This window comes from Mesorhizobium sp. M0292 (genome assembly GCF_040321695.1).
Taxonomy (GTDB): Bacteria; Pseudomonadota; Alphaproteobacteria; order Rhizobiales; family Rhizobiaceae; genus Mesorhizobium.
The window spans coordinates 131,515-158,229 of the sequence record NZ_JAMYSB010000014.1; the positions used below are offsets into that span (position 1 = coordinate 131,515).

General features: G+C 62.3%; 22 protein-coding genes and 1 pseudogene. 15 read left to right on the forward strand and 8 right to left on the reverse strand.

The window, feature by feature from the left end:
- Positions 1 to 3: 3 nt before the first annotated feature.
- The 3 genes from tnpB to NKI96_RS21485 all read right to left on the reverse strand — a co-directional run bounded on the left by tnpB (position 4) and on the right by NKI96_RS21485 (position 2,783).
- Positions 4 to 357, reverse strand: coding sequence for an IS66 family insertion sequence element accessory protein TnpB (gene tnpB, locus NKI96_RS21475; protein ID WP_023767057.1), 354 nt, complete (start codon positions 355 to 357; stop codon positions 4 to 6).
- 78 nt (positions 358 to 435) lie between these two features.
- Entirely contained in the window at positions 436 to 1,257 is an 822-nt protein-coding gene (tnpA, locus tag NKI96_RS21480) for an IS66 family insertion sequence element accessory protein TnpA (protein ID WP_352806028.1), read from the reverse strand.
- A gap of 710 nt (positions 1,258 to 1,967) precedes the next feature.
- On the reverse strand, positions 1,968 to 2,783 hold the full coding sequence (locus NKI96_RS21485; RefSeq protein WP_352798141.1) for a hypothetical protein: 816 nt from the start codon (positions 2,781 to 2,783) through the stop codon (positions 1,968 to 1,970).
- A gap of 490 nt (positions 2,784 to 3,273) precedes the next feature.
- On the opposite strand from NKI96_RS21485, the gene NKI96_RS21490 reads away from it, so the two are divergent.
- The 6 genes from NKI96_RS21490 (at position 3,274) to NKI96_RS21515 (ending at position 10,389) form a co-directional block, all read left to right on the forward strand.
- Positions 3,274 to 3,978, forward strand: a complete 705-nt coding sequence (locus NKI96_RS21490; protein WP_352806031.1) for a hypothetical protein — start codon at positions 3,274 to 3,276, stop codon at positions 3,976 to 3,978.
- Positions 3,975 to 4,655: a hypothetical protein gene (locus NKI96_RS21495; protein WP_352806033.1), complete on the forward strand. Its 681-nt coding sequence runs from the start codon at positions 3,975 to 3,977 to the stop codon at positions 4,653 to 4,655. Before NKI96_RS21490 ends, NKI96_RS21495 begins: the two co-directional genes overlap by 4 nt.
- 4 nt (positions 4,656 to 4,659) lie before the next feature.
- On the forward strand, positions 4,660 to 5,973 hold the full coding sequence (locus NKI96_RS21500) for a hypothetical protein (protein WP_352806036.1): 1,314 nt from the start codon (positions 4,660 to 4,662) through the stop codon (positions 5,971 to 5,973).
- A gap of 10 nt (positions 5,974 to 5,983) precedes the next feature.
- Positions 5,984 to 7,873, forward strand: a complete 1,890-nt coding sequence (locus tag NKI96_RS21505) for a hypothetical protein (protein WP_352806039.1) — start codon at positions 5,984 to 5,986, stop codon at positions 7,871 to 7,873.
- 105 nt (positions 7,874 to 7,978) lie between these two features.
- A complete protein-coding gene (locus tag NKI96_RS21510) occupies positions 7,979 to 8,626 on the forward strand; it encodes a DUF2971 domain-containing protein (protein WP_352806042.1) in 648 nt (215 codons plus the stop codon).
- A gap of 242 nt (positions 8,627 to 8,868) precedes the next feature.
- The gene (locus NKI96_RS21515; protein ID WP_352806044.1) at positions 8,869 to 10,389 is read left to right on the forward strand and encodes a DUF6602 domain-containing protein; all 1,521 of its coding nucleotides are present in this window, start codon (positions 8,869 to 8,871) and stop codon (positions 10,387 to 10,389) included.
- 476 nt (positions 10,390 to 10,865) lie between these two features.
- Here the strand turns inward: NKI96_RS21515 and NKI96_RS32545 are convergent, their stop codons facing one another.
- From NKI96_RS32545 to NKI96_RS21540, 5 genes are all read right to left on the reverse strand, one after another.
- Positions 10,866 to 11,168, reverse strand: a complete 303-nt coding sequence (locus NKI96_RS32545) for a transcriptional regulator (RefSeq protein WP_502900284.1) — start codon at positions 11,166 to 11,168, stop codon at positions 10,866 to 10,868.
- A 125-nt stretch (positions 11,169 to 11,293) separates the two neighbouring features.
- A complete protein-coding gene (locus NKI96_RS21525) occupies positions 11,294 to 12,505 on the reverse strand; it encodes an MFS transporter (protein WP_352806047.1) in 1,212 nt (403 codons plus the stop codon).
- Between the two features lie 57 nt (positions 12,506 to 12,562).
- Positions 12,563 to 13,999 (reverse strand): RNA polymerase factor sigma-54, encoded by a 1,437-nt coding sequence (gene rpoN / locus NKI96_RS21530; protein WP_023822632.1) that lies wholly within the window; start codon positions 13,997 to 13,999, stop codon positions 12,563 to 12,565.
- A 69-nt stretch (positions 14,000 to 14,068) separates the two neighbouring features.
- A complete protein-coding gene (locus NKI96_RS21535) occupies positions 14,069 to 14,602 on the reverse strand; it encodes a peroxiredoxin (protein ID WP_023698264.1) in 534 nt (177 codons plus the stop codon).
- A gap of 1,190 nt (positions 14,603 to 15,792) precedes the next feature.
- The gene (locus NKI96_RS21540) at positions 15,793 to 16,053 is read right to left on the reverse strand and encodes a hypothetical protein (protein WP_352806050.1); all 261 of its coding nucleotides are present in this window, start codon (positions 16,051 to 16,053) and stop codon (positions 15,793 to 15,795) included.
- A 192-nt stretch (positions 16,054 to 16,245) separates the two neighbouring features.
- Here NKI96_RS21540 and NKI96_RS21545 point away from each other — a divergent pair, with 192 nt between their 5' ends.
- The 9 genes and pseudogenes from NKI96_RS21545 (at position 16,246) to fni (ending at position 26,160) form a co-directional block, all read left to right on the forward strand.
- On the forward strand, positions 16,246 to 17,448 hold the full coding sequence (locus NKI96_RS21545; RefSeq protein ID WP_352806053.1) for a cytochrome P450: 1,203 nt from the start codon (positions 16,246 to 16,248) through the stop codon (positions 17,446 to 17,448).
- A 91-nt stretch (positions 17,449 to 17,539) separates the two neighbouring features.
- Positions 17,540 to 18,829 carry a cytochrome P450 gene (locus NKI96_RS21550; protein WP_352806056.1) on the forward strand — a complete coding sequence of 430 codons (1,290 nt, stop codon included), beginning with the start codon at positions 17,540 to 17,542 and terminating at the stop codon, positions 18,827 to 18,829.
- A gap of 1 nt (position 18,830) precedes the next feature.
- Positions 18,831 to 18,956 (forward strand): annotated as a pseudogene (locus NKI96_RS21555) (ferredoxin); the annotation flags it as partial.
- Positions 18,957 to 19,124: 168 nt separating this feature from the next.
- The gene (locus NKI96_RS21560; protein ID WP_023687322.1) at positions 19,125 to 19,967 is read left to right on the forward strand and encodes an SDR family oxidoreductase; all 843 of its coding nucleotides are present in this window, start codon (positions 19,125 to 19,127) and stop codon (positions 19,965 to 19,967) included.
- Entirely contained in the window at positions 19,967 to 21,310 is a 1,344-nt protein-coding gene (locus tag NKI96_RS21565) for a cytochrome P450 (protein WP_352806059.1), read from the forward strand. The genes NKI96_RS21560 and NKI96_RS21565 overlap by 1 nt, the downstream gene beginning before the upstream one ends.
- Positions 21,311 to 21,431: 121 nt before the next feature.
- On the forward strand, positions 21,432 to 22,433 hold the full coding sequence (locus NKI96_RS21570; RefSeq protein WP_352806060.1) for a polyprenyl synthetase family protein: 1,002 nt from the start codon (positions 21,432 to 21,434) through the stop codon (positions 22,431 to 22,433).
- Positions 22,434 to 22,578: 145 nt separating this feature from the next.
- Complete coding sequence (locus NKI96_RS21575; RefSeq protein WP_352806063.1) at positions 22,579 to 24,129, forward strand: hypothetical protein; 1,551 nt, start codon at positions 22,579 to 22,581, stop codon at positions 24,127 to 24,129.
- Complete coding sequence (locus tag NKI96_RS21580) at positions 24,126 to 25,028, forward strand: terpene synthase family protein (RefSeq protein WP_023687318.1); 903 nt, start codon at positions 24,126 to 24,128, stop codon at positions 25,026 to 25,028. Before NKI96_RS21575 ends, NKI96_RS21580 begins: the two co-directional genes overlap by 4 nt.
- A 28-nt stretch (positions 25,029 to 25,056) precedes the next feature.
- Positions 25,057 to 26,160, forward strand: a complete 1,104-nt coding sequence (gene fni, locus NKI96_RS21585; protein ID WP_502900286.1) for a type 2 isopentenyl-diphosphate Delta-isomerase — start codon at positions 25,057 to 25,059, stop codon at positions 26,158 to 26,160.
- Positions 26,161 to 26,715: the final 555 nt, after the last annotated feature.

The window sequence follows — 26,715 nt, forward strand, 5'->3', positions numbered from 1 at the left end:
CTTTCAGCCGGCCAGCATCGGTCGCCAGAAGCGTTCCGGCGCGCGCCAGTCGATGCCCTCGATGAGCATCGCGAGTTGTGCCGGCGACAGCGCCACCGAGCCACCAGGCTCCGCCAGGCGCGGCCACATGAACTGTCCGTGGTCCATGCGCTTGGTGAACAGACACAGTCCCGTTCCGTCCCAAAAAAGGATCTTCAGGAGCGAGGCGTTCTTGCCGCGAAAGACGAACAGATGGCCCGAGAACGGATCCTTCTTCAGATGCTCTTGGATCAGCGTGGCCAGTCCATCAAGACCTTTGCGCATGTCGGTGTGACCCAACGCCAGATGCACTTTCACGCCCGCCGGAACGACGATCATGATGCCTTCTCCTTGCCGGCCAGATGCCGCTTGACCGCAGCCGAGGTGGTGCCAGCCGGTGCGAACACCCGCCGGCCATCATCCAGTTCGATCGCCCATGCCGTCCGGCGGTCGCACGAGATCGCACAACGCGACGAGCGCCGGCGGCTCGCTTTCTGCTCCATCGGCGATCTCAACCAGCGCCAGTTCCGGCGCCTTGCGGGCGGTCAGGCCGAACCCCTCCCGCCAGCGGAAGGCCATGCTGGTGGCAATGCCATGGCGGCGGCAGACCTGCGCCACGACAACGCCGGGCCTCTCGGTCTCCGCAACGATCGCCCGCTTCTGCTCTTCGGTGAAGCTGCGCCGGTGCGATCGACCGTCCACCGCTTCCGGTGTCAAGCGGTATTGGCGCCGCGCGCAATTAGCAGCGCTGCTTAATTGGGCCCGGGCACTCGGATGAAGAAGCGATCGCCAGTCCATTTTCGTCCCCGGATTCTTCCAGGCGATCGCGCCAGATCCGCAACGCATGTCGCGAAAGTCCGAGCGCCGCGGCGTACTCGGCATGGCCATGCCGTTCCAGTTCAGCGCCTCGACATGCATGCTCCAGAACGCCCGCAGAGCAATCGGGCCGCTGTCCGTGCGCTTGCCGTAACGATAGCGCGGCCGCCTCTGAGGACGCTTCGGCTGCGGGCTCTTTCCCTGCCGTCTGGCCTTCTTGCGACGCAAATTCTGCAGCTTTTCCGCACGCTTGCGCAGGTCTTCGGCGCTCACCAGATGGCGCGTCCACAGCTCGAATATCCTGGTCGAATGATCACGCTGGCGGCAGAATTCCTGCGCACTGAGATCGCTGCTGAGCCAGCTCGCGACCTGCGACGACCAGTAGGGACTGTTGGCCTTGGCCCAGGAGCGGCGAGGCGCCATCCGAATATCCTCCACAAACCGAAGGAACCCGACATGACGCGAGATTGCACTACTTCAAATATGTGCAGGGACCGGACGGTTACGCACAACCGATTAGGATGGCAGGATAAAAGGGGGCACATTGCGCCGCGGTCGGGTCTTTGTTTTTCAATGGGTTATGAGGTGATTTCGCAATGTGCGCATGTTTATGACACATTGCGAGAATCGTGATTTGTCAGCGATTTCCGAGGCTTAATGCAATGTGCGACCGCTCGGCGAGCAGTTTACACAGCGTGGGCCGGGGCGAGGAGATGGACAGGTGCGACCGTTGAGGTTCCTGTCTCCGGCAGATGCCGAGTTGGAGGACTCAGCGCCCAATCTCGTTGACCTGCCCTGTTGTGGCTCGGTATGGGCGGCCGGTGCCGCTGCCGCAGCGGTCTCCGCCACAGCCTCGGGAGCCGACAAGCCAGCCTCGGCAGTAAGATGGCGGCCGAGGCTGGCTTGTCCCCCGGCACTCTCAGCGCACCGCGGATGCATAGGCTTCACGGCCTCAATGGAAGCGCCCCGGCCGTGACAGGAGCCGCGGCATCCTGTTCGAGATGCGGGCGCTGAGTACCGCCCAGCTGCAGTTGCTATCGGCCGACATTGAGCCCTTCCATTCTGACACGAATGCGCAAACCGGTGTGTTAAGGTCTAATCGTGTTTCGTCACCGTTTCGATAGTGAGCCGCCCTAGTCTTCTGGCGGGGGTATTTGAAGCAACTCGCCGGAGAGCTTCTCCTTCAGCTGGTTCAGTCTTTCCAGGTTTGCGTTGAGGTCATCGGGCACCTCCTTTAGGCCGTGCGCGAGCACGCACGCGATCACAAGTCCGAAGTCGAGACAAGCGACCAGCGTCCGCAGCGTCTCGGTCTCCTCGGCATCGTAGATACCCGTCAGGTGGACAATCACGCGGTCACCCGCGTCCTTCGGTGGGTTGATATGACGGTAGATCGATTTCGGGTTAGGGTGGGCGCCATGGTCGATGGCCCCATCGTAAGCGTCCATGATCCACTTCTCGTATCTAGGCGAGGGGGCCCCGGCATCGATCCGGACGGCAGCTTCCTTTACAGCAGACGTGAAGGCCCTGCGACTTTTCTTCAGCGCTTCCGCGCTGGCATGGCGATCTGACCAAGTCTTCTCCAAGTCATCGTTATCTTTCATCAGGTATGCGTAGCACGCTGCCTCCAACGCCGTTCGGAACAAGGGAAACGTGGCTGCCGCATGGCCCGACAGCGCGATCCTCACGGCCGCAGTCCAAGTCATGAATGAATGCATCGATAGGAAGGCCTGGTGGGGTGACATCTTCATGTCGTCCGCCGTCCAGAGTTCACTCTGAAAAAAGCGGTAGTACTCCTCTATGGCAGCGACGAGCGGCGTCTCCGCCCCCAGCAGCTTGCGCGTGGTATCGTTGCCAAGCGCGACATAGTCGCGAAGCGTGTGTTCGAGTAGAAACTTCATTACGCCTTGCCGTCCTTGTGGAAGGCCGTGTTGAACCGCCACGACGCCCATGCGATGCCTCCCGCCGACACCAGGGTAGACAGCGATAGCAGCTTGTAGGCGACGGCGATCTTCTCACCGCATCCGGAGTCTCCGCAGGTCGCTTCGACGGTCTCGTAGAGCGTGGAGAGCTGCCCCCTGAAGCAGCCACAGTACGAAGAAGAACACGCAGGTCGGAATGATCTTTGCCCAGTTGACGCGCCCCATGCCGTGCCCCTTCCGTTGCTCGGCGCGACCATGACCGAAACGCGGCCAAGAAATTGCACCACTGAATAATTGGCGCGCGCATGATAGCGCCGAAACGGCCAAGATCACGAACTCTGTTTCCAATTGGGGTTGTTCCGCGTAGGCAGCTATTCACGGTCAACGCCGAGAAGCCGACGGTCTGGAACCGGCCACCCCGGTTGCGAGTGGTTGTGACAAGACCATAAGTGTTGTTCTCTCAGCGAATATTCGCGAATTTATCCAGACTAACATACACTCGGTCTATGTGGGGGCGTAGTTGGCGGACATTGACTTGCTTGAAGATAGTGCAGGCCACGCGGGGTCGGTGAATACCACCGCCGCAGCTACTTCCGCCGGTGCCAGATACCGTGACGCCCTGCGGCTGCTCTTCATACTGGTGGCTGGCGCGGACGATGCCGACGAGCCTACAGGAGAAACCGTGAAAGTCTTCAGAGCCGAAAAGCGGCTAATGGCAATGGATTTCCTTGTACGCTATCCGGACTATCTGGCTGACGCGTTGCTGGACATGGTCGAAGCCAAGGCGGATGTGGACCTTCTTGATAAGGTCGAAGGCTTTTTCGAAGCTGATGAACCGTCCGTCAGGCTCGTACGCATGGTCCGGTGGAAACGGGGTGCCTACGAGAACATCGAGGATGCCCTTTCCCTGCTGAGCTATTACGGACTCGTCCAGGCGATGCAGCTCAAAGGCGAGGACGGCAAGGTACGTCGCTATGAATACCTGATCTCGTCGAAGGCCGTCTCGTTCCTAGACAATTGTGTGACCGACCATCCGACCTTGGCGTGGTACCGGGACCGGGTGGCGTTGGTGATGCGAGTGGCATCCGGCAAGAGCGGTTCGGAGCTCAAGGACTGGCAATATGAGCATCCCACCTACGGCCAAACACTTTACGGCGATCTCATCCCGAGCATTCGTGGGGAAGTCGAGAACCGCTTGCGTGAGATTTCGGAGAAGCTGAAATGAGCAAGTCCGCTCCCATCCAATCCACCGAGAGTAGCTGGCTCCGCGCCATCGCGGAACGTTCCGCCGTCGAGGAAAGCGTCGCCAAGTCCGTCCTCCAAAAATACAACATCCAGCCCCAGGCTACGCCGCCCCGAGCCAAGTCATTGCGGTTCAAAAGCATCCGTGTGGCAGGTACGCGTGCCGAATCCGACCGTGACGGGCAGTTTGACGAGACTTGGGATAATCTCGGCACCGGCTTGTTCGCGGTGATGTCCGACCGAAATCTCCGTGGCAAGTCCTCGATCTTGAACCTGCTCTACGCCGCCATCAGGGGGGACTTCCGGGAAAGGGTCAAAGCAGACGTGTGGAAATGGCTGGAAATCATCGACGTTACATATGAGATCGACAACGTTCTTCACCGTACAGAATTGCGGAAGGATGTAGGAGAGGAGGACCCGGTAAAAGCGACTGCCCGCCTCAGCCGTTCGGGCGGCGACGGGAACTGGGTGGCGCTCTACGACGGTGACGGCGGCGAGGGGCTGAAGTCCCAAACCGAGCAACTGATGATGTCTGAACTAACCTTCCCGCCAATCTATGCACACAATTCCAACACGGGTGGTCATGCCCATGGCTGGCCGCTGATCTCGTCCGCATTGTTTCTGTCGAGTTCCACCAACGCCAAGGCGCCTTTTTGGTGACGTCATGATAGACGGCATCCCGCTGCGCCTACTGCAATTGTTCATCAGGTTGCCATGGGTCTCGACCTATAGCGCGGCGCTCACAGCGCAGAAGGAGGTCGAGGAATCCCGTTCAGCTCGTCCGGACAGGTCTACCTTGGACAAGGAGCTTGCGAAGAGGTTGGAGGTGGTCGGAGGCAAGCTCGAAACCGCGAAGGCTAGCGCGACGAAGGTAGACGATCGCGCTCGGAAGCGGGTCGAACTTGACGAATTGGATGACCGGGTGGTCACGCTGCGTGAGGTGGCGGAATCCGCACGCCTGGCTTTCGAAGCAGCCGACCTGTCGATGAAGAAGGTTTCGGACAGCTTCGATGATGCCCGGCGGAGGGTGAAGCAATTAGAGGACGAGCAGTCAGCCGGCTATTCGTTCCGCAAGCTCAGCCCGTCGTGCTGCCCGGCCTGCGAGGCGTCGTACAAGGACGTCGTGGCCGGCGTTGAGCCAGGCGGGGACGGCAGCACTTGTCTGCTTTGCAAGAACGATATCCCTCAGGACACGGACGATTTCGAGGACGATCGCATCCAGCTGGTGAAAGACGAGGTTGACGCCCTCGACACGTCACTGAAAGTGGCTAGGGCCAAACAAAAGGCGGCAGAGAAATCCGCCAAAGACGCCGTAGTTGAGCTGCGGAAGGCGAAGGAACGGTTTTCCGCGCTGCAGCTGGACGTTGCCGTCAAGGTCCCTGATTCGGAGCTGGAGATCGTCCAACTCGAAGCGCAGGCAGCTCAACTTCGCGACCTCATGGTGAATGGAATCGAGGCTGCAAGCACGGACGGCAATACCGACGATACGGTCAAAATTCTTCGTGCCGCCACGGAGGTCACCAAGGAACTGATGACCGATAAGCAGTCTGAAGTCCTAAAGCAGATCTCGCAATCGGTGATGGTCTTGGCCCAGAAGTTCGGCATGCCCAACGTAACTGAGATGCAGTTGGACAACGGAGGCCGCCTCAAGGTCAGGCAGGGTGGAGCTACCGAATGGTTCAGTAACCTGACCATGGGTGAGCGGCTGCGCATCAAGATCGCCATGGCGCTCGCGGCGGTCCAGGTTGCAAGGGAACGGGGCCATGGCCGCCATCCCGGTTTGATGGTGATTGACTCGCCCGCGTCCGAGGAGGTCGTGGACAAGGACTTCGAGGCGATGCTCGATAGCGTGTCAACGGCGGCCTCGGAGATGGGCGATGTGCAGATAATCATCGGCACGACAGCGCGTCCTTCCGTGGAAGCTGTTGTGCCGATCGAGCATAGACTACACGCTAAGGGCGACGACTACGTTTTCTAGCCGGTGGTGCATGGAACGTCTTATCGAGTTGTTGCAGGCGGATGCTGGCGGATCCAGTGATCCGGTCTCCATGTCGGCGGACCGACTGCTCACTGCGGTCCGGGAGTTGGCGCCCGGTGTCGACCGGGCCGATGGCTTCTGCTGGTTGTGCCGATGGATATCCGAAACCTCCGTCCAGTCCATACTTGTAGAGATGCTGGCGTGGACGGACGATGCGCCTGCATTGGCCGAGATGGTCGATTGTCTGGAAGTGATCGAGATCCCGGTCGGGTTCGCCAGGCGGGCTTGGGACGGTCTCCGTTCCCACTACGAGGATCGTAGCAAACATCCATGGGGGCGTTCCCACGCTCTGAGGGGGGCGATGCTGCTCGCGCAGGAGAACGCGGTGCTTGTGCGCAGGCTACAGGCCAGCATCCTCGACGTGTCTATGGACGACGATCCGCAATTCCTACGTCACGTCGCCAAGGTGGTTGGCGCAATTCTACGTCGTTATCATGATGCGGATTTCAGGTCGCTTCTCGAGCAATTGGCGACGCTGGATGCGGCCGCGGACGAGGCGTCGATTGAAATCGGGTTGGCTGAGCTGCGCGAAGGGCTGGCCGCGCCCACCGGGGACGCACTCTGGTCGGCCCTTGAGTCTGCCCGAAGCTGGTTCGAAAGATCCCTCGACAATAGCGAGCACCGTCCGGATGCAAAGCTCTACAAGCTTTGCACGACCTTCCTACTAACAGTGCAGGATGACGGGCTCCGGGCCGAAATGAAGGAGCGTCTGCCCAACCTGGAAACTGCGGCCATCGAGTATACGGCGTTCGCACAGGCGCGCCACGCGTCCCATTCCTGGCTGGCAGTGTCCTCGAAGGAACGGTTTCATTGGCTGTCCATGGCGACGAAATTGGCGGCTTTGGCTAACTCCTTGACCAAAGAGGTCTGGTTAGACGTTGCACTCGTGATCGAGGACGAGCTGCTGTCGATTTTCTATCCTGGCAGCGAGGTTTTTGGTCTGCCCTCCACACCCGGCCTTGATGCGTCAATGCAAGACGCTACCATTCGCGGGCTGCGCGAACGCAGGTACTACCTACAGGCGCTGGACGAGTGGTTGCAGGTTAACACCGACCACGGGAAAGCCGGGGCTGTCTCGGAGTTGCGAGAGACCCTCAAGGGGACGATGGAGGGCACGCTTTATCGCCGCCCTTTCGACGCCACGACCACTAGCCGGCTGGTCGAGGTACTAGAAGATGCCGGCTTCAGCGAAGCCGTGGCCCAGATGGGTGTTTCGGAACTGCGCATGCATGCGGACGCCAACGTTCTGGTCGCCGACCTTTGGCAACAGGTAGTCAATCAGTTTTCAGCACAACCCGACTATTCGAACTTCCTCGACGCACGGATGCTCGTGGAATCGCTGGTCGGCCTATTGCTGAAATTTCTGGATGCCCGGTCGAACATCGGTGTCAGCACCGACCCTGCTGCCTCCCATTTATTCGTGAGAAGCGGCAAGCTCCCGGTGGAGCATGACCTTCAGCTGGATTTTCTGAAGTTCCTGCAGACCGGGGGAGCGCCTACCTTTCAGGCCGAGGCACGTGACCGCGGCGGTGGTCGCGCGGACATCGACGTTCAATTCCGCGGCGTGAAGACGATTGTCGAGGTCAAGAAGGACGACAACGTTTCAGACAACGCAGCCTTGTCCAAGCGTTACGCCGCACAGGCGACTGGCTATCTCACGACCGGTGTCCGCTTTGGATTTCTTCTGGTCCTCGATCTCACGGACAGGAAAGGGCACCAGCAGCATATTTCAGAGCGAATAACCGTGGAGCGAAAAACGCCCGCTGGATCTAGTACCGAGTACCTGATCGTCGTCGCCCGAGTTCAAGCGCTCCGGAAGACGCCGCACGATCTCAAGTGATGTTATGTGGCAAAGTTGTTCCGAGCAGCTCCGCTGCAAACCGGTTGTTTAGGTCATCTGAAATCCGCGCGCCAAAATTTGGAACGAAAATAGGGGGATGTCCTGATGACCGAACGCAATTTGAGACGTTATACGAACCTGGCGTCGGCCCTTCACATCCTCCACAACCGCTGTCTGACTCTCCTCAGCCCTGACACCTGGGATGATCGAAACGACTCTTACTTCATGTCCGAGTACAAGCGTATCAAGGACGTCAAAACGGTACTCGCGATCTGCATTGCGGACAGAGAGGAGACCTACCACCACTGGCAGGTCTTCTCCCGCGGGGCGGATGGAGTCTGTATCGAGTTCGACCGCGATGAGCTCCTGGCAGCGTTCGATAATGCCGGAGGTGTCACTCATAGGTACGTGAACTACGAGCTGGTGGCGAACGCCAACTCGATGCAAGAGGTTGATCTAGAAATCCTGCCGTTCACCAAGCGATGGCCCTATGGCGATGAGAAGGAGTACCGGGCGGTATATGTAGACGCCGACGTGGAAATGCCGGCATTTCCCGTCCCAATCGCACTCTCGGCGATAAAACGCATCAACCTCAGCCCTTGGCTGGCGCCGGCATTGGCCGAACCGGTCAAAAAGACATTGAAGTCAATTTCGGGATGCAGCGGATTGCGGATTTATCGGTCGACACTCATCGACAACAAGCCTTGGCAGAAGCTTACAGGGCGTGTGGCACCACCGCCGACCGTGCCATAAAGCCAGGTGGGCCGCATGGACTGCGCTGCCAATAGTTGCCGTTTTGCGCCCCTGTCATACCGTCGGAAGGCAGCAGGCGCTGCTGATCAATCGCGCGTGCAGGACGATCGCGTTCTTCAACACGATTAGACCTTGCTATTTGCTGTGGCGTGCCAGCCTTCTTCGCCCGTGGTGGCCGTGGCATAAGGCCAAGAGTGTCGGGCGATCGATCCGGCTGAAATCAAAAGGGGTTGTGGGATCGCATGGCCGATGTTGAAGCTCCGCCACAAGGACAGCAGGTCTTGCCTGAACTCGCACATGGCGATTGCGTGTTCGACTGTGATCATCCGTGGGATCACGTCCGAGGCGGGATAATAAGTGATCGCCAGGGAGTATTGCGCATCTGGCTGCCCGGGCGGACTGCAGAAGAACTCCTTGGACCCGGCTTAGACGTACCCGTCTCCGAATATTCCGGGCAGATCAAAATCAATGCGCTGATAGGCAATTTGGGCGGACGCCGGCTGCCTTTTGATCGGAGGCCGTACTTCGCCATCAAGTCGGCAACCCTTGATGTTCTGCGCGATGCGGACGGTCGCCGTCTGCCTCTGGACGAACTGACCAGCAGGCTAAAGGAGAACTCAGGTTTAGCGCACGACCTCATCGAGGACGCGTTGCGCATGATGATCGCGGAAGGCTCCGGAGGCGCAACGATCAACAAGGGCGGGGTTGTCCTGTATAGCCTCTCGTCAATGGTCTCCGAGCATTTCTCGCGGATCGACTATCTCGCAACCTTCGCCGAGGAATTGCTTATCAAAAGTCGCCGCGTTGACCTTCTCATCCAGCATACTGGCACAGTGGGAAGCTATCGCGAGGAGATGTTGCGCGCGCTTTTGCGCCAGATTGTCCCCCGTCGCTATGAGGTAAGCACCGGCTTCATTGAGTACTGCCCAAGGCAGCTTGACATCCTCGTTTGGGATGCGGCCGAATTTGTCCCGTTGTTCAGGGAGGGTGATGTTGTCGTTGTTCCTCGAGCCGCCGTGCGCGGTGTCATTGAGGTCAAGACCACCCTGAACACGAATGCCCTGGACGAGGCGATGGAGATCCTTTGGGACACTTTCAGGACAAGCCAGACCGCCGTTCCGGTGTTCAAAGGCATTTTCGCCTACGAGGCAGACTACGCAAGCGATGCGGCTGTGGCAGACCGGATGCGGCACTTCTACCGCAGCACAGACCCAGACAAGATCCGGGAGCGCGAGCACTGGTACATGTATGCGGGTGTCAACATGGTGTGTGTTCCGCGAAAGCTGTTCGTGCGGGAAACCTACAAAATCCCAGAAGACGAATCCCTATTCCCGCAACCCGTTCTCTCCGGAGTGGTAAGCAACTGGCCCGGCGACACCAAAACAGCTTTCTTCCTCGGCGGCCTGCTCTCCCATCTCGATCTATCGTCGATGGCGAAGTCCGACGCTATCCGGTTATTTAATCCGCTTCTCAACACCATGGATCTGAATGATTTAGGCCCGATCTATGAGAACCCTTGGCGCCCACGCAGCGGGCTGCCCGGGATGGAAGCCTTGTTCGATCCCGATGGCGCAAGGACCTACGTGCAGCGGGTTCAGGACTTCCGGCAAGGCAAGATCGGCAAGGACGACTTCACCAACGGCTTATCTAGACAGCTGAATCGCACGCCCCCACTGAATGACGAACCCGCAGGGTCGGGTTCCAAAGGCGCCACATCCGACGGTGCTCCGGCTGAAGGGCCTCCGCCAGAAAACGAGCCTTGAATGGGGTAACGCAGCCCCTATTCGATCTGTCGACCGTCGTTTCGGCACTTCTTCGCGTGTGCATGTAGCACGGGCGACGTCCCGCTCGGTCTCGGTCAAGCATTGCCGCAACCGCTCGACTGTGTCGTCCGCATTCATGCTGCGAGAATGCTCAGCTATTGCTGACAGCGCTGCATGATGTGTGCTTCTTGCATCTCAACCGACAGCCGTTCTCCAACCCGAGCCGAAGTTGCTATTCAGCTGAGGACGGCTGCTTTCGTGGGCGCCGATGGCCATCCGCGCGGCCGATATCGGGTCGTATGTGGACTACGCAAACCTCGCCTGAGAGTGCCAACTCCGAATGGCAACTTTCCGCCGGACGTTCCCCATAGCCAGACCGGCCGGAAACCGGACCTTAGCAGACTGAAGTCAGGCTGTTCCCATCCCGACAGCGGTCGCTTCGGAAAAACTCCATCGCAGAACGGCTGTTGTTTGTGTCAGTTGTCGTCCAGTCGACGGGCAAGGCGGGCGCCGGGTCCCGCTCCATTCTGTGAAATGAATTCGATCCCCGCCGCTTCCAACGCAGAAGATATGGCCTGAAGTGTTGCCGTCCTGGGGAGCGTTTGAGAGCTTTCAATTCTGGCGAGCGTACGAACCGGCATGGCCGGCGCGTAGCTGTCGCTTGCCCAGGATGCGGATATGACCGCCAGCAAGCGTTCCATCGCGCCGGCAGCGCTCACCGTCGCCAAATGGAAACCGGTGCCGGCGAGGTCCACGTGTCTGGCGGGGAAGGTCGCCATGGCCCGGAGGTGAAGCCGGCGAGGCGCTTCCGCTGGTCCGTGCAAGCGGAGGATCGCGCCGCGCCGTGCATCGCATCTCTCGTCCCGCTGCGCTGCTGAGATCTCTCCTGTCAGGCGGTCCAGGTTTAGCGCTTCGGGCCGAGCAGGAACACTATGAGGGCAGCGATGAACGTGGCAACAGCACTGTAGGCAATGGCGCTGGCGATCCCCGCATTCTCCACCAACAGCCCGCCGAAAATCGCGCCGGCTGCGATTGCCACTTGGAATGCTACGACCATCAGCACACCGGCGCTTTCGGCCTGCTCGGGAACGGCCCGCCGCACCATCCACGTCTGCAATCCCACTGGCACCGCGCCGAAGGCAAAGCCCCACGCGCCAACCGCAATCCCCGAGGCGAAGGCCGATGCTCCCGCCGTCAGTAGCGAAACAGCCGCTATCCCTATGAGCAGCGGTGCAAGTGCCGCGACTGCCTTGAGACTGTACTCGGCCAGAAGCCCGCCGGCCAAATTGCCGAAGAATCCGCCGATGCCAAAAGCAAGCAACACAAGCGAGATCGTGTCGACGTCAAGCGCGGGAATCTTTTCGAGGAAGGCGCGGATATAGGTGATTCCGGCGAAGTGGCCGGAAGCGACCAGCAGGATGACAAAAAGCGCAACCTTGACCATCGGAATCTTTGCCACATCCAGCAGGCTGCGGACGCTAGTCACTCCAATCGGAGGCAGTCTCGGAATGGTTATGAGCTGCACGAGCAGTGTAGCGACGCCGCCGGCTGCGGCGAGCGTGAAGGCGCTTCGCCATCCCCAGATATCGCCGACATAAGCGCCGATTGGAGCTGCGCAGACGGTAGCTACGGAAACGCCGGTGAGGATGATCGACATAGCGCGAGGCAGGAGGTGGCTTGGAACGAGCCGCATCGCCAGTGCTGCCGACATCGACCAGAATCCTCCGAGCGCTATGCCGAGCACGACGCGTGCAGTCAGGAGAACCGCCAGCGACCACGCGCCGGCCGCCAGAACGTCCGACAGGATCAGCAGCAGCGTCATGGTCCACATGACGGTCCTGCGGTCCAGGCGCTTTGTGATGATGGCCACCGTCGGCGCCGAGATCGCCCCGACGATAGCTGTCGCCGTCATCGCCTGTCCAGCCGCTCCCTCGCTGATACCGAGATCATGCGCGAGGGGCGTGAGCAGGCTGACAGGCAGAAACTCTGCCGTGACCAGCCCGAAGGTGCCCAAGGAAAGCGAAATGATGGCACCCCATGCCGGGCCAGACGGTGGGACTGGCTTTTCTGGGTCGTGCAGAACAGCGTTCATAACGCCTGCTGCGGATCGGGTCATGAACGAAGTCTCCACTTTGATGCAATGCAACGTGATGTTGGCTGCCTTGACTCAAATCTAAAAACACAAGCGCATTTCCCGGCGGCGTTGTACGGAGGAGGGGATGTTCATTGCTTCGCGATACTTTGTGACGGTGCGGCGCGCAACATCAATGCCGGTTTCCTTCAGCCGGACAGCGATGTCCTCGTCGGAAAGCACGTCGCCGGGAGATTCTGCGGCAATGATCGCTTTGATCCGATGCCGGACAGCTTCGGCGGAGTGCGCATCGCCGCCTTGGCAGGACGCGATCGCGACGGTGAAAAAATACTTCAGTTCAAAGACGCCGCGCGGGGTAAGCATGTACTTGTTCGAGGTCACCCGGCTTACCGTCGACTCGTGCACGCCGATCGCGTCAGCGACGGTTCTGAGATTGAGAGGCCGCAGGTGGGCGACGCCATGTTCCAAAAAGGCATCCTGCTGACGCACGATTTCAGCCGCAACCTTAACAATCGTCTTGGCGCGCTGATCGAGGCTGCGGATTAGCCAGTTCGCGTTTTGCAAGCATTCGTCGAGAAATGCTTTATCTTTGGAATTTTGGGCAGTTTGACGCGTGACTTCGGCATAGTAGGTTTGGTTGATCAGCAGCTTCGGCAGCGTGGCGGGATCAAGTTCGATCTGCCACCCGCCTTGCGGCGAGGGCGTGACCCAGACGTCGGGTATGATTGATTCAGACGCACCGGATTCGAATCTGTTCCCAGGCTTTGGATCGAGCGCACGAACCTCATGCATCATGTCGAGAAGGTCTTCTTCATCGACGCCGCAATGCTGCTTCAGCGCCTCAAAATCGCGTCGCGCAAGCATTTCAAGATGGGCAACCAAAGCTGCCATTGCCGGGTCGAGCCGGTTTCGCTGGCGCAACTGAATCTCGAGGCATTCTCTGAGACTTCGCGCAAAAACTCCCGGTGGATCAAATTGCTGCAAGGTTCCGAGAACCCGTTCCACAACAGCCTCATGGACATTTAGGCTCTCGGCCAGCTCCAAAAGGTTTGCCCGAAGATAGCCAGTGTCTTCCAGATCGGCGGCAAGCTGGCCAGCGATCAGCCGCTCCTGTGGTGTGAACGCAGTGAGGGCGATCTGACGAGCGACATGGTCGTGCAATGTTTCGGCGAGGGTGGCAAACTCGTCGAGGGAAGGGCCATTGCCCGGCGGGTTGTTGGTCGTGTTGCGAAGTGATTTCCATTGCCCGAGCCGTTCAGGCGACCCTGCCCCGGTCAGCCCTTCAACGGCGTTTGCACCAGGGCCGAGGGGCTGATCCGCTCCCGAAATCGAAGCATCGTCAAAAGGCCCGCCATCGTTTGACGCAGATTCCAAGAGCGGGTTCTTCTCGATTTCCCGCTCCACGAACTGATGCAGTTCGGTATGCGCCAGTTGCAGCAAGCGAATCGACTCAATGAGTTGAGGCGATGCGACGATGGATTGCTTCTGGCGCTGAAACAGGCTTGCTGAAGATTGCATGGTGAGTGCGATAATCCTGTCGAGGAGCCTCTTGGGGCCTGCAATGGCCCCAGTGAGACGTTTTCTAGGTCATGCGGCGGCTTTCAGCGTTTCGAGAACGTTTTGCGGGGATGAGACGCCATACGGGTCGGCCTCGCAGTTGTCGGAGAAACCTTCCTCCTCGAACCAGTGCTCCACCACGCCATTGTTGATCAGGGCGGCGTAACGCCATGAGCGCATCCCGAATCCGAGATTGTCCTTGGCAACCAGCATGCCCATCTTGCGTGTGAACTCGCCTGAGCCATCGGGGATGAGCTCGACCTGCTTCAGGCCCAAGGACTTCCCCCACGCATTCATGACGAAGGCGTCGTTGACTGAGAGGCAGTAAATCGCGTCAATTCCCTCCTTCTCAAACTCATCATAGAGCTCTTCGAACTTGGGCAATTGGTAGGTCGAGCAGGTCGGCGTGAAGGCGCCAGGCAGCGAGAACAGGATGACGCGCTTGCCGGCAAAGTAGTCGTCAGATGTCTTTTCTTCCCAGCGATATGGATTTGGTCCCTCGACCGACTTATCGTGAACACGCGTGAGAAAGGTGACGAAGGGAACTTTCTTTTGAACTGTCATCAAGTTGCTCCTAAAGAAGACTGCGCTGAATTCTGGCAGAGGCTGGCGCAATACCGGGCAAAGGCTCGTATGCCCGGCACGGAATGAGGGCCTCGCGGCTCGCAACCTCCTTTTTCCCTCCCGACAATGGGAACGTCTTGGCGGTGTCTTGGCCACCCGAACGCAATCGATCTGTGCGATCTGGACACCGTCGAGCCGGTTGCTTTCCACGGCTATGGCGCCGGAAGCGGGATCGGTCACTAGCGATCTTGCGTTTCGAAAAAGGATAGCGGCCGGAAGGAGCCAATATCGCAAGCATATGGGGGCCTGAAATGTCTTCATGCAACACACCCGCGTCACAGGACTCCGAGTCACTGGACTGGTTCAGCGTGTTGTGGATATGTGGCAGTGACCCGCCGGCCTTGGCTTGGGTGACCCTTTGACAAGGCTTTTCGGCACTCACATGCTGAACAGAACCGGCAAACCGCATTTGCGCGCGCTGCCCGTGTTGGCGTGCCGGCATCGGACCAGCCATGCGCAAAGCGGCCATCCAGATCGGACTTCCGGAGGAGACGATGCCCCGATGTTCAGCTGCAAGGGGCACCGTCTCCTCAGGCCACGGTCTGGAGCTTCGCGTGTCGGGCATGGTGCAAGTCGCTTTCATCGTGATTTGATGGTGCTCTAACCAGGAGCAGCAAGCGGCGTGCCATTTGGAATAGAGGGGCTGTTGGACCGCCCCTCCTTCTCGGAGGCCGTGTCTTAGAAGATCGGGCGCGCGCTATAACCGCCTCGTCACACAGGCAACAACGATGCTGTATGGTGCGGATATTCGGCGCTTCGCCCCGGCTGGGCAAAGACGAACTGGAAGCCGAGCCGATGCATTACCTGAGCCTGGAGGGCACTCCAGTCATTGCGTAACGTGTGGCGCTAGCGTTCATTGGTGCGCCGGCACGGCTATCGCGAACATGCGCCTGCCGCAGCGACCATGAGCGGGGGCTCTTGGGCAAGCGCCTTGGCCCCGTGAGGATCGAATTCCCCAATCGTGTCTGTTCGCCGCCTCTTATGTTCGAAACTGGACCAGAATGTCGCAAGCCCGACCTAAAGGTCGCCGAGGCGTTCTGTCCGACACTGTTCCGTCGCCTTTGTTGGCCCGCGACACCGGCCTATTTCGCCTAGCTCTTCTCTGGCCTCAGGCTAAGCCCCTAAAAGCATCACAGATTTTTTTCTTCGGTTGGCCAAATTGGCACGAGTTTTGAAGCCGCTTCGTTGCGGGCCGGGAGCCGCCGACCGACTTTCATTTCGTGGATGGCACGAATGGAACGAAGAAAGAAAAGCAAAATGTCAAATCCGCGTCGGATAGCGTCTATGGGCATGGGGTCCTCGGCGAAACCGCCCTTACCCAACAGCTCGCCGCTCTTGTCGACCCTTGCGCAGGAAATCTTGGCTGGCGGCGGCTCAAAGGGCCACCACACCGACCTTATCCTGACCTCGAAGGTGCAGGATAACGTTCTGCATATCGCCGCGCGATGTGCCTAGACAGTTACGCGCCAGCCGTTCTTGATAATCGGTCTGCCTTCGGACGACGTCATCTATATGCCCTAGGTCTTCGCTGCCGCAGCGCCCGCCGGTCACCTTCCGCCCTCGCTATAGAGTGAAGTGCCACCATGTCCGAACAACCCTTGCCGACGCTGCCGATGTGGCGCGTCGATCACATTGAGCCATCCCCCGAGATGTTGGCGCTACGCGCCAACGGTCCGATCCACCGCGTGCGCTTCCCGTCCGGGCACGAAGGCTGGTGGGTGACAGGCTATGACGAGGCCAAGGCGGTGTTGACCGACGCGGCGTTCCGGCCCGCGGGAATGCCGCCGGCGGCATTCACCCCGGATTCGGTGATTCTCGGTTCGCCAGGATGGCTGGTCTCGCACGAGGGGGGCGAGCATACGCGGTTACGCACGATCGTGGCGCCGTCCTTCAGCAACGGCAGGGTGAAGCAGCTCGCTCAGCAAGTGGAGGCGATCGTCGCGCAGTTGTTCGAGACGCTGGCGGCCCAGCCCCAGCCCGCCGATCTGCGGCGCCACCTCTCCTTTCCGCTTCCTGCCATGGTCATTGGCGCGCTGATGGGCGTGCTCTACGAGGATCACGCCTTTTTCGCCGGGCTGTCCGACGAGGTGATGACGCACCAGCATGAAAGCGGCCCGCGAAGCGCGTCGCGCTTGGCCTGGGAAGAACTCCGCACCTACATTCGCGGCAAGATGCGGGACAAGCGCCAGGATCCGGGCGACAACGTGCTGACGGATCTGCTCGCGGCGGTCGACCAGGGCAAGGCGACCGAGGAAGAGGCGATCGGCCTGGCGGCGGGCATGCTGGTGGCGGGGCACGAGAGCACCGTGGCACAGATCGAATTCGGCCTGCTGGCCATGTTCCGCCATCCGCAACAGCGCGCACGCCTGGTGGGCGATCCATCCCTGGTGGACAAGGCGGTGGAGGAAATCCTGCGCATGTACCCGCCGGGCGCGGGCTGGGACGGCATCATGCGCTATCCCAGGACCGACGTGACCATCGCGGGCGTGCATGTTTCCGCGGAGAGCAAGGTGCTGGTCGGCTTGCCGGCGACGTCCTTCGATCCGCGCCATTTCGACGACCCGGAAATCTTCGATGTCGGACGTGACGAAAACCCGCACCTGGCGTTCTCCTACGGGCCGCACAGCTGCATCGGCTTGGCGCTGGCCAGGCTGGAACTAAAAGCGGTGTTCGGTTCGATCTTCCAGTGCTTTCCCGCGCTGCGCCTGGCGGTGGCGCCCGAAGAACTGGAGTTGCGCAAGGAGATCATCACTGGCGGGTTCGTGGAGTTCCCGGTGCTCTGGTGATGCGCGGACGCCACGAGGAATCGCGATGTCCTCGAATTGCTGGCGCCCCTGCCGCGCGCCGATCAGATCAGCCAACCAACAGGTGACCAAGATGGACGTGCAAGAAACCACGGCAGCATGCCGGGACGCCTTCGCCGAACTCGCGTCGCCAGCGTGCATTCAGGACCCGTACCCATTCATGCGGTGGTTGCGCGAGCACGATCCGGTACATCGCGCGGCGTCGGGCCTCTTTCTGTTGAGCCGCCACGCCGACATCTACTGGGCGCTTAAAGCCACTGGCGATGCTTTTCGGGGGCCGGCACCAGGCGAACTGGCGCGCTATTTCCCGCGTGCGGCGACCAGCCTGTCGCTAAGTCTGCTGGCGTCCACTTTGGCGATGAAGGAACCTCCAACGCATACGCGTCTGCGCCGGCTGATCTCGCGCGATTTCACCATCGGCCAGATCGACAAGCTGAGGCCGGCCATCGCTCGCATTGTCGCAGCGCGCCTGGACGGCATGGCGCCCGCACTGGAGCGCGGGGAGGCAGTGGACCTGCATCAGGAATTCGCGCTGGCCTTGCCCATGCTGGTTTTCGGCGAACTGTTCGGCATGCCCCCGGACGACATTCTCGGGCTCGTCACCGGCATCAGCGCCATTCTGGAAGGCCTGAGCCCGCACGCCAGCGATCCCCAGCTCGCCGCGGCGGACTCGGCCAGCGCCAAGGTTCAGGCCTACTTCGGCGACCTCATACAGCGCAAGCGCTCCGATTCCAGCCACGACATCGTGTCAATGCTGGTCGGCGCACACGACGGCGATGCCGAGATGCTGTCGGATACGGAATTGATCAGCATGCTCTGGGGCATGTTGCTGGGCGGCTTCGCCACCACTGCCGCGGCCATCGGCCATGCTGTCCTGGCGATGCTGGCGTATCCCGAACAGCGGCACTGGCTGAAAGGAGATGCCATGGGGGTAAAGGCATTCGTCGAAGAAGCCCTGCGCTACGACGCGCCCGCCATGTTCAGCTCCATTCCGCGTATCGCCCAGCGCGACATCGAACTGGGCGGCGTGGTGATCCCGAAGAACGCGGACGTGCGCGTTCTGATCGCGGCCGGCAATCGTGACCCGGACGCCTTCGCCGATCCGGACCGCTTCGATCCCGTGCGGTTCTACGGCACCAGTCCTGGCATATCGATCGACGGGAAGATCATGCTGGCCTTCGGCCACGGCATCCACTTCTGCCTTGGTGCGCAACTGGCCCGGGTGCAGTTGGCCGAGAGCCTGCCGCGGATCCAGGCGCGCTTCCCCACGCTGGCATTGGCCGAGCAGCCGACCCGGGAGCCCTCCGCGTTCCTTAGGACGTTCCGCGCGCTGCCGGTGCGGCTGCATCGGCAGGAGGGCTGAGATGCGCGTCGTGGTCGATCAGGATCTGTGCGGAACTACCGGGCAGTGCGTGCTGACGCTGCCGGGCGCCTTTCGCCAGCGCGAACCGGACGGGGTGGCCGAAGTGTGCGTGGCGACGGTCCCGCAGGCGCTGCACGCCGCCGTGCGGCTTGCGGCCAACCAGTGCCCGGTCGCCGCCATTCGGGTCATCGAAAGCGATGCTGGCCATGACGAGCGCGCCAGCGCGGACCCTGCGCCTTCTCCGGCGCAGGCCGAGCGGCATGCTGCGAAAGACCAATGCAATTCAGGAGACACGATGGCAAGGTTTGAAGGCAAGGTGGCCGTGGTGACCGGCGCCGGCGCCGGCATCGGCAAGGCATGCGCTCTCGCCATCGCGCGCGGGGGCGGCAGAGTGGTGGTGGCCGACATTGATGGCTCGGCGGCCATCGCCTGCACCGCGCAGATCGCGGCCGAAGCAGGCCACGCGCTGCCCATAGCCATGGATATCGCCGATGAGCAGGCGGTGGCAGCGCTGTTCGAGACGGCGGAGCGGCACTTCGGGGGGGTCGACCTGCTGGTGAACAATGCGAGCGCCATGCATCTGACCCCGCGCGACTGCGCGATCCTCGACCTGGACCTGGCAGTCTGGGACCAGACCATGGCGACCAATCTGCGCGGCACGCTGCTCTGCTGCCGGCAGGCCATCCCACGGATGATCGACCGCGGCGGTGGCGCGATCGTCAACATGTCGTCGTGCCAAGGGCTCAGCGGTGACAAGGGGCAGACGTCCTACGGCGCGTCGAAGGCGGCGATGAACATGCTCTCGGCTTCGCTCGCCACCCAGTACGGTCATGCGCAGATTCGCTGCAACGCGGTTGCGCCGGGTCTTATCATGACCGAGCGTCTCCTCGCCAAGCTGGACGAGTGCATGCAACGGCATCTGCGCCGGCACCAGCTCCTGCAGCGCGTCGGCCGCCCCGAGGACGTGGCCGCGCTCGTGGCGTTCCTGCTCTCCGCCGATGCTGCGTTCATCACCGGCCAGGTCGTGTGCATCGATGGCGGCATGCTGGCGCATGTGCCGACATACGCCGACGGTGGCAACAGCTGCGCCGCGCGCCCTGCCGGCGACACCGAATCGGCGACGGCGGCGCGCTGCTGATGGACATACTGCTCAACCCACTCAACCGTCGGCACCGGCTGCGATCCGACATCCCGGTCATGCCCGGCGCTTTCCCCCTGGTCGGGCATCTTCCCGCCATTGTCTGCGACCTGCCGCGCCTGCTGCAACGCGCAGAACGGACGCTGGGCAGCCACTTCTGGCTGGATTTCGGCCCTGCCGGACATCTGATGACCTGTGTGGATCCGGACGCATTCTCTCTGCTCAAGCACAAGGACGTGTCCTCGGCGCTGATCGAAGAGATCGCGCCCGAATTGCTTGGCGGAACGTTGGTTGCCCTGGACGGCGGCGCGCACCGGCAGGCGCGCGATGCCATCAAGGCAGCGTTCTTGCCCAAGGGGCTGACCCAGGCCGGGATCGGCGACCTGTTCGCGCCGGTCATCCAGGCGCGGGTGCAGGCGTGGCGCGCCCGCGGCGAGGTAACTATCCTGCGCGAGACCGGCGACCTGATGCTGAAGCTCATCTTCAGCCTCATGGGAATCCCCGCGCAGGACCTGCCGGGATGGCATCGCAAGTACCGGCAATTGCTGCAGTTGATCATCGCGCCACCGGTCGACCTGCCCGGATTGCCTTTGCGGCGCGGCCGCTCCGCCCGCGACTGGATGGACGCGCAGTTGCGCCGGTTCGTCCGCGATGCGCGCGCGCATGCCGCGCGCACCGGGTTCATCAACGACATGGTGAGCGCTTTTGACAGCAGCGACGGTCCGCTCTCCGATGACGTCCTGGTCGCGAACATTCGCTTGCTGCTGCTTGCCGGTCACGACACCACTGCCTCGACGATGGCCTGGATCGTGATCGAGCTGGCGAGGCAGCCTGTGCTGTGGGACGCCCTGGTCGAGGAGGCGCAACGCGTGGGCGCGGTGCCGACCCGGCACGCGGACCTGGCGCAGTGTCCGGTCGCCGAGGCCCTGTTCCGCGAGACACTGCGCCTGCATCCGGCGACCACGCTCCTGCCGCGTCGCGCGCTGCAGGAATTGCAACTCGGCCAACGGCGTATTCCCGCGGGCACCCACCTATGCATCCCGCTGCTGCATTTCTCGACCTCGGCGCTGCTGCACGAGGCGCCTGATCAGTTCCGCCTGGCGCGGTGGCTGCTACGCACAGAACCGGTCCGGCCCGTGGACATGCTGCAGTTCGGTACCGGCCCACACGTCTGCATCGGCTACCACCTGGTATGGCTGGAAATGGTGCAGTTCTGCATCGCCTTGGCGCTGACCATGCACAAGGCCGGGGTGCGGCCGCAGTTGCTGAGCGACGTCGAAAAAGGCCGGCGCTATTACCCGACCGCACATCCGTCCATGGCAATCCGCATAGGCTTCTCATGAGCTGGCGTCGCACGCCCTGTGTGGCAAGGCAGCGGCGCCGGCGGGGCGCGGCATTGCTGCACTCAGCGCACGCACTCGTGTGACGACTTGCGCTCGCCGTGGCCGTCTCAGCTACAAGGACATGAACAACATGCAAACCGGTTCCACAATACACGACGACCGAACTGGCGTTTCCGCACTCGGCGGGTTGGGCGCGCAGGCGCGCGGCGCATCTGGCGGGCTGCTCCCGGAGATCTGGATGCAGGACGGCGCAAAGCGGGTCGAACAGGCGCTGGCGCGTCTGCTCTGCGCCGAAGACGACGGTAAGACAGAGCTGATGGCAGCCATGCGCTACGCCACCTTGCATGGCGGGAAGCGCACCAGAGCCTTGCTCTGTCTGGCTGCCGGCGCACTGGCGGGCACGCCGGCGCACATGCTCGACGACGTCGTTGCCGCCATCGAGATGATGCACGCCTGTACCCTGGTCCACGACGACCTGCCCGCGATGGACGACGACGTGCTTCGCCGCGGCCTTCCGACCGTGCACGTAAAGTTCGGCGAAGCCACTGCGATCCTGGTCGGCGATGCGCTGCAGGCCCACGCCTTCCTGACCCTGGCGAGCCTGGATGCGCCGGGCGACAATCGTATCGCGCTCGTGCGTGAACTGGCGCAGGCGGTGTCCGCCGAGGGTGCCGCAGGCGGGCAGGCCATGGATTTGTCGCTGGTCGGAAAGCACGCCGGGCTGGACAGGATCCTGGCGATGCACCGGATGAAAACCGGAGCGCTAGTGCGCGCGTCGGTTCGCATGGGCGCGCTATACTCCATCGCGGAGGATGCCGCGCACACTACGCTGTACAGTGCACTCGATCGCTACACCGCCTGTTATGGCCTGGCGTTGCAGGTGGCCGACGACATTCTCGACGCGACGGCGAATACCGCGACTCTTGGCAAGACCCCCGGCAAGGACGCGGCCGCGCAGAAGCCGACCTGCGCGTCGATCATGGGGTTGCAGGCAGCGCGCCAGTTCGCGCTGTTTTTGTTGCACGACGCCGGGGAGGCCATCGCCCCTCTGGGGGCCCGTGCGGAAGGGTTGGCGCAGATGCTGCAGCGGGCCAACGTCTATCTGTCCGCGCCATACGCATGAGCGCGCCCATCCATAAGGACTTGCCGCTGTGCTGCTGCGATCGGCCGGCGGGCGCTGCATGCTGCACTGTATCCGTGTCGGCGGCGACGTGCGCGGCGTCTGCCCGTTTCTGTTCTCATAGCCCTCTGCAGAAGGAAAATCCCGCGTGAACGCGCTGTCCGAACAGATCCTTTCCGAATTGCGCCACCTGCTGAGCGAGATGAGCGACGGCGGCAGCGTCGGTCCGTCCGTATACGACACGGCGCGAGCTCTGCAGTTCGACGGCAAAGTCACCGGTCGGCACGAGGCATATGCGTGGCTCATCGCGCAGCAACAGGCCGATGGCGGATGGGGAGGTGCGGACTTCCCGCTGTTTCGCCATGCGCCCACCTGGGCGGCGCTGCTGGCATTGCAGCGTGCCGATCCTCTTCCCGGCGCCGCCGACGCAGTCCAGGCTGCAATCCGGTTCCTCGAGCGCCAGCCCGATCCCTACGCGCATGCGGTGCCGGAAGACGCGCCCATCGGCGCGGAGCTGATCCTGCCGCAGTTGTGCGACGAGGCCGCATCCTTGCTGGGCGCCTTGGCGTTTCCGCGCCACCCGGCGCTGTTGCCGTTGCGGCAAGCACGCCTGGTCAAGCTGGGGGCTGTGGCGACCTTGCCGAGCGGCCATCCGTTGCTGCACTCCTGGGAAGCCTGGGGGGCGTCGCCGGCCACCGCATGCCCGGACGACGACGGCAGCATCGGCATCAGTCCGGCGGCCACCGCCGCGTGGCGTGCGCACGCCGTGACACAGGGAAGAACGCCGCAGGTCGGGCGCACCGACGGGTATCTGCAGGCGGCATCGCGGGCGACGCGCACCGGCATCGAAGGTGTCGTTCCCAACGTCTGGCCAATCAATGTGTTCGAGCCATGCTGGTCGCTGTACACCCTGCATCTGGCCGGTCTGTTCGCGCATCCCGCGCTCGCCGAGGCGGTGCAAGTGATCATCGCGCAACTCGACGCCCGCCTCGGAGCGCGCGGTCTGGGCCCGGCCTTGCACTTCGCGGCCGATGCGGACGACACCGCCGTTGCGTTGTGCGTCCTTCGCCTTGCAGGCCGCGACCCGGCGGTCGACGCGTTGCGCCATTTCGAAACCGGCGAGCTGTTCGTCACCTTCCCCGGCGAGCGCAATGCCTCGGTGTCGACCAACATCCATGCCCTGCATGCGTTGCGAATGTTGGGAAAACCCGCCGCCGGCACCAGCGCCTACGTCGAGGCCAATCGCAACCCGCACGGTCTATGGGACAACGAAAAATGGCACGTTTCGTGGCTGTATCCAACCGCGCATGCGGTCGCTGCGCTGGCGCAAGGCAACCCCCAGTGGCGCGACGAGCGCGCGCTGGCGGGGCTGCTGAAGGCGCAGCGCGACGACGGCGGCTGGGGCGCTGGTCGCGCGTCCACATTCGAGGAAACCGCCTATGCGCTGTTCGCGTTGCACGTGATGGACGGGAGCGAAGAGCCGACCCGGCGCCGGGGCATCGCGCAGGCGGTGGCGCGGGCGCTGAAGTGGATGCTCGCCTGCCACGTGGCGCATTCACTGCCCCAGACGCCGCTGTGGATCGGCAAGGAACTGTATTGCCCGACCCGGGTGGTGCGCGTGGCCGAACTCGCCGGGTTGTGGCTGGCGCTTCGTTGGGGGCGGCATGTTTTGGCCGAGGGAACAGGAGCCGGGCCATGATCCCGACCGATCGCGCGCTGCAGCAGGTGCTGGAATGGGGGCGTTCCCTGACCGGGTTCGCCGACGAGCATGGCCTGGAAGCAGTCAGGGGCGGCCAGTATATCCTACAGCGCATCCATCCGAGCCTGCGCGACACCAGCGCCCGCACCGGCCGCGATCCGCTGGACGAAACGCTGATCGTGGCCTTCTATCGCGAACTGGCGCTGCTGTTCTGGCTGGACGATTGCAACGACCTTGACCTGATCGCGCAGGAGCAGCTCGCCGCGGTGGAGCAGGCGCTGGGGCAGGGCGTGCCGTGCGCGCTACCAGGATTCGAGGGCTGTGCTGTGCTGCGCGCTTCGCTCGCCGGGCTCGCCTACGATCGTCGCGACTATGCACAGCTTCTCGAGGATACCCGGTGCTACTGCGCGGCGCTGCGCGCCGGACACGCGCAGGCGGCAGGGGCAGAGCGCTGGTCCTACGCCGAGTACTTGCAGAACGGCGTGGATTCGATCGCCTACACGAACGTGTTCTGTTGCCTGTCGTTGCTGTGGGGGCTGGACATGGCGACCTTGCGCGCGCATCCGGCGTTTCGCCAGGTCCTGCGGCTCATCTCCGCGATAGGGCGCTTGCAGAACGATCTGCATGGACAAGAAAAGGATAGGTCGGCCGGCGAGGCCAACAACGCGGCGATCCTGCTGCTGCAGCGCTATCCGGCCATGCCTGTCGTGGAGTTCCTCAAGGACGAGCTGGCCGGCCACACACGCATGCTGCACCGGGTGATGGCGCAAGAACGCTTTCCCCGGCCGTGGGGACCGCTGATCGAAGCCATGGCGGCCATCGGCGTGCAGTACTACCAGACCTCAAACAGTCGCTACCGCAGCGACCTTGCGGGGGCAGCCCAGCGTGCGCCGGCCTGAACGAGCGGAAAACGGCGGCGTGCGCGCGCTGCCGTCGGTCCGACCCGACGCAACGCCGTCGCCCGATGACGCGGATGGAGCGAGCATCAGCGACACCAAGTTGAGCCGGCGCAAGGACGACCATCTGGACATAGTGCTGGATCGGCCAACGGCACGGGCCAAGGCCGCTGGCTGGGAGTACATTCGTTTCGAACACTGCGCATTGCCCGAGTTGGACCTGACCCAGATCGACCTCAGCGCCTCGCTGCTGGGCAAGACCATGCGCGCGCCTCTGCTGATCAGCTCCATGACCGGCGGCATGCCACGCGCCGAGGCCATTAACCGCCATCTGAGCGAGGCAGCGCAAGCCTTGGGGATCGCCATGTGCGTCGGTTCGCAGCGCGTGAGCCTGCAATCCCGCAACTCCCAGGGGCTGACGCGCGCGCTGCGCCGCCTGGCCCCGGACGTTCCCTTGCTGGCCAATATCGGCGCCGCGCAACTGCGCGAGGCCGACGGCCTGGACCTCGCGCGCCGGGCGGTGGATGCACTAGAGGCCGATGGACTCATTGTCCATCTCAATCCGCTGCAGGAAGCGGTACAGCCGGAGGGCGACCGCGACTGGCGCGGCGTCCTGGCCCAGATCGCTCGCGCCGCACGTAGCGTCGGCGTGCCGATCGTGGCCAAGGAAGTGGGGTCGGGCCTCTCTGCCTCGGTGGCTTGTGCGCTCGTTCAGGCGGGCGTGGCGGTGATCGATGTCGCCGGCGCCGGCGGCACCAGTTGGGCCGCAGTGGAGGGCGAGCGGGCCCCCGATGCCGCCGACCGTACAGTTGCGATGGCGTTCGCCGATTGGGGGATCCCGACCCCGGCCAGCGTGCAGGCGGTACGTCGGGCGCTGCCAGCGGTGAAGCTGATCGCGTCGGGCGGGGTCAGCGACGGCGTCGACGTGGCCAAGGCTATCCGCCTCGGCGCGGACATCGCCGGGCAGGCAGCCGGCGTGCTGCGCGCGGCTACGGTATCCACCGAGGCCGTTGTCGCGCATTTCGAGATCGTCATCCGCCAGTTGGCCGTCGCCTGCTTCTGCACCGGCTCGGCTGATCTGGCGGCGTTGCGCCAGGCCCGCTTATTGCCCTCGGCCCATCTGCCCGCCGGTTGATGCTGGCGTAGCCCGCAGGTGGCGGCGGGCGCATAGCCTTACTGAGTGAGAAAGTCTCGGAAGCGGGGACGCGCTGGTCACGGGGTTGTTCGGGTGCTGCTTCGTGATCGGGGAGGCACCCCGCCATGCCCCGAACGGACAGCCGAGAGTAAAGCGGTATTCGACGGCTATGTCGATGCTTGATCAGGGTGGTCACGCCGATCGAGCCGAGCCCCTGAAAGGGCCGGAACACCAGGTGCGGCGGGAGACCGGCAGGAGCAGATGGTGCAAATCCATTGCAATGAAGGAGTATTCCTGCAAGCAACGGAGAAGGTAAGTCAGCCTCAATCCCTTGTGTTTGCTTGGTGTTATGCAAATTAGGCACCGATGCACATTGCCCCGGTAGTGTGCTGAGAGTTCTGCGCTGAGAGGGGGCGGTCATGGCAGGCTGGTGATTATTCACGTCACCTGATTCCCGCGAAGGAACGCCGCCATGACCAAGACTGAAGTTAAGACCGCCAGCGCTGCCGTCAAAGACATTTTGCTTTCGAACCCGGATGGATTGCACGAAGTGCT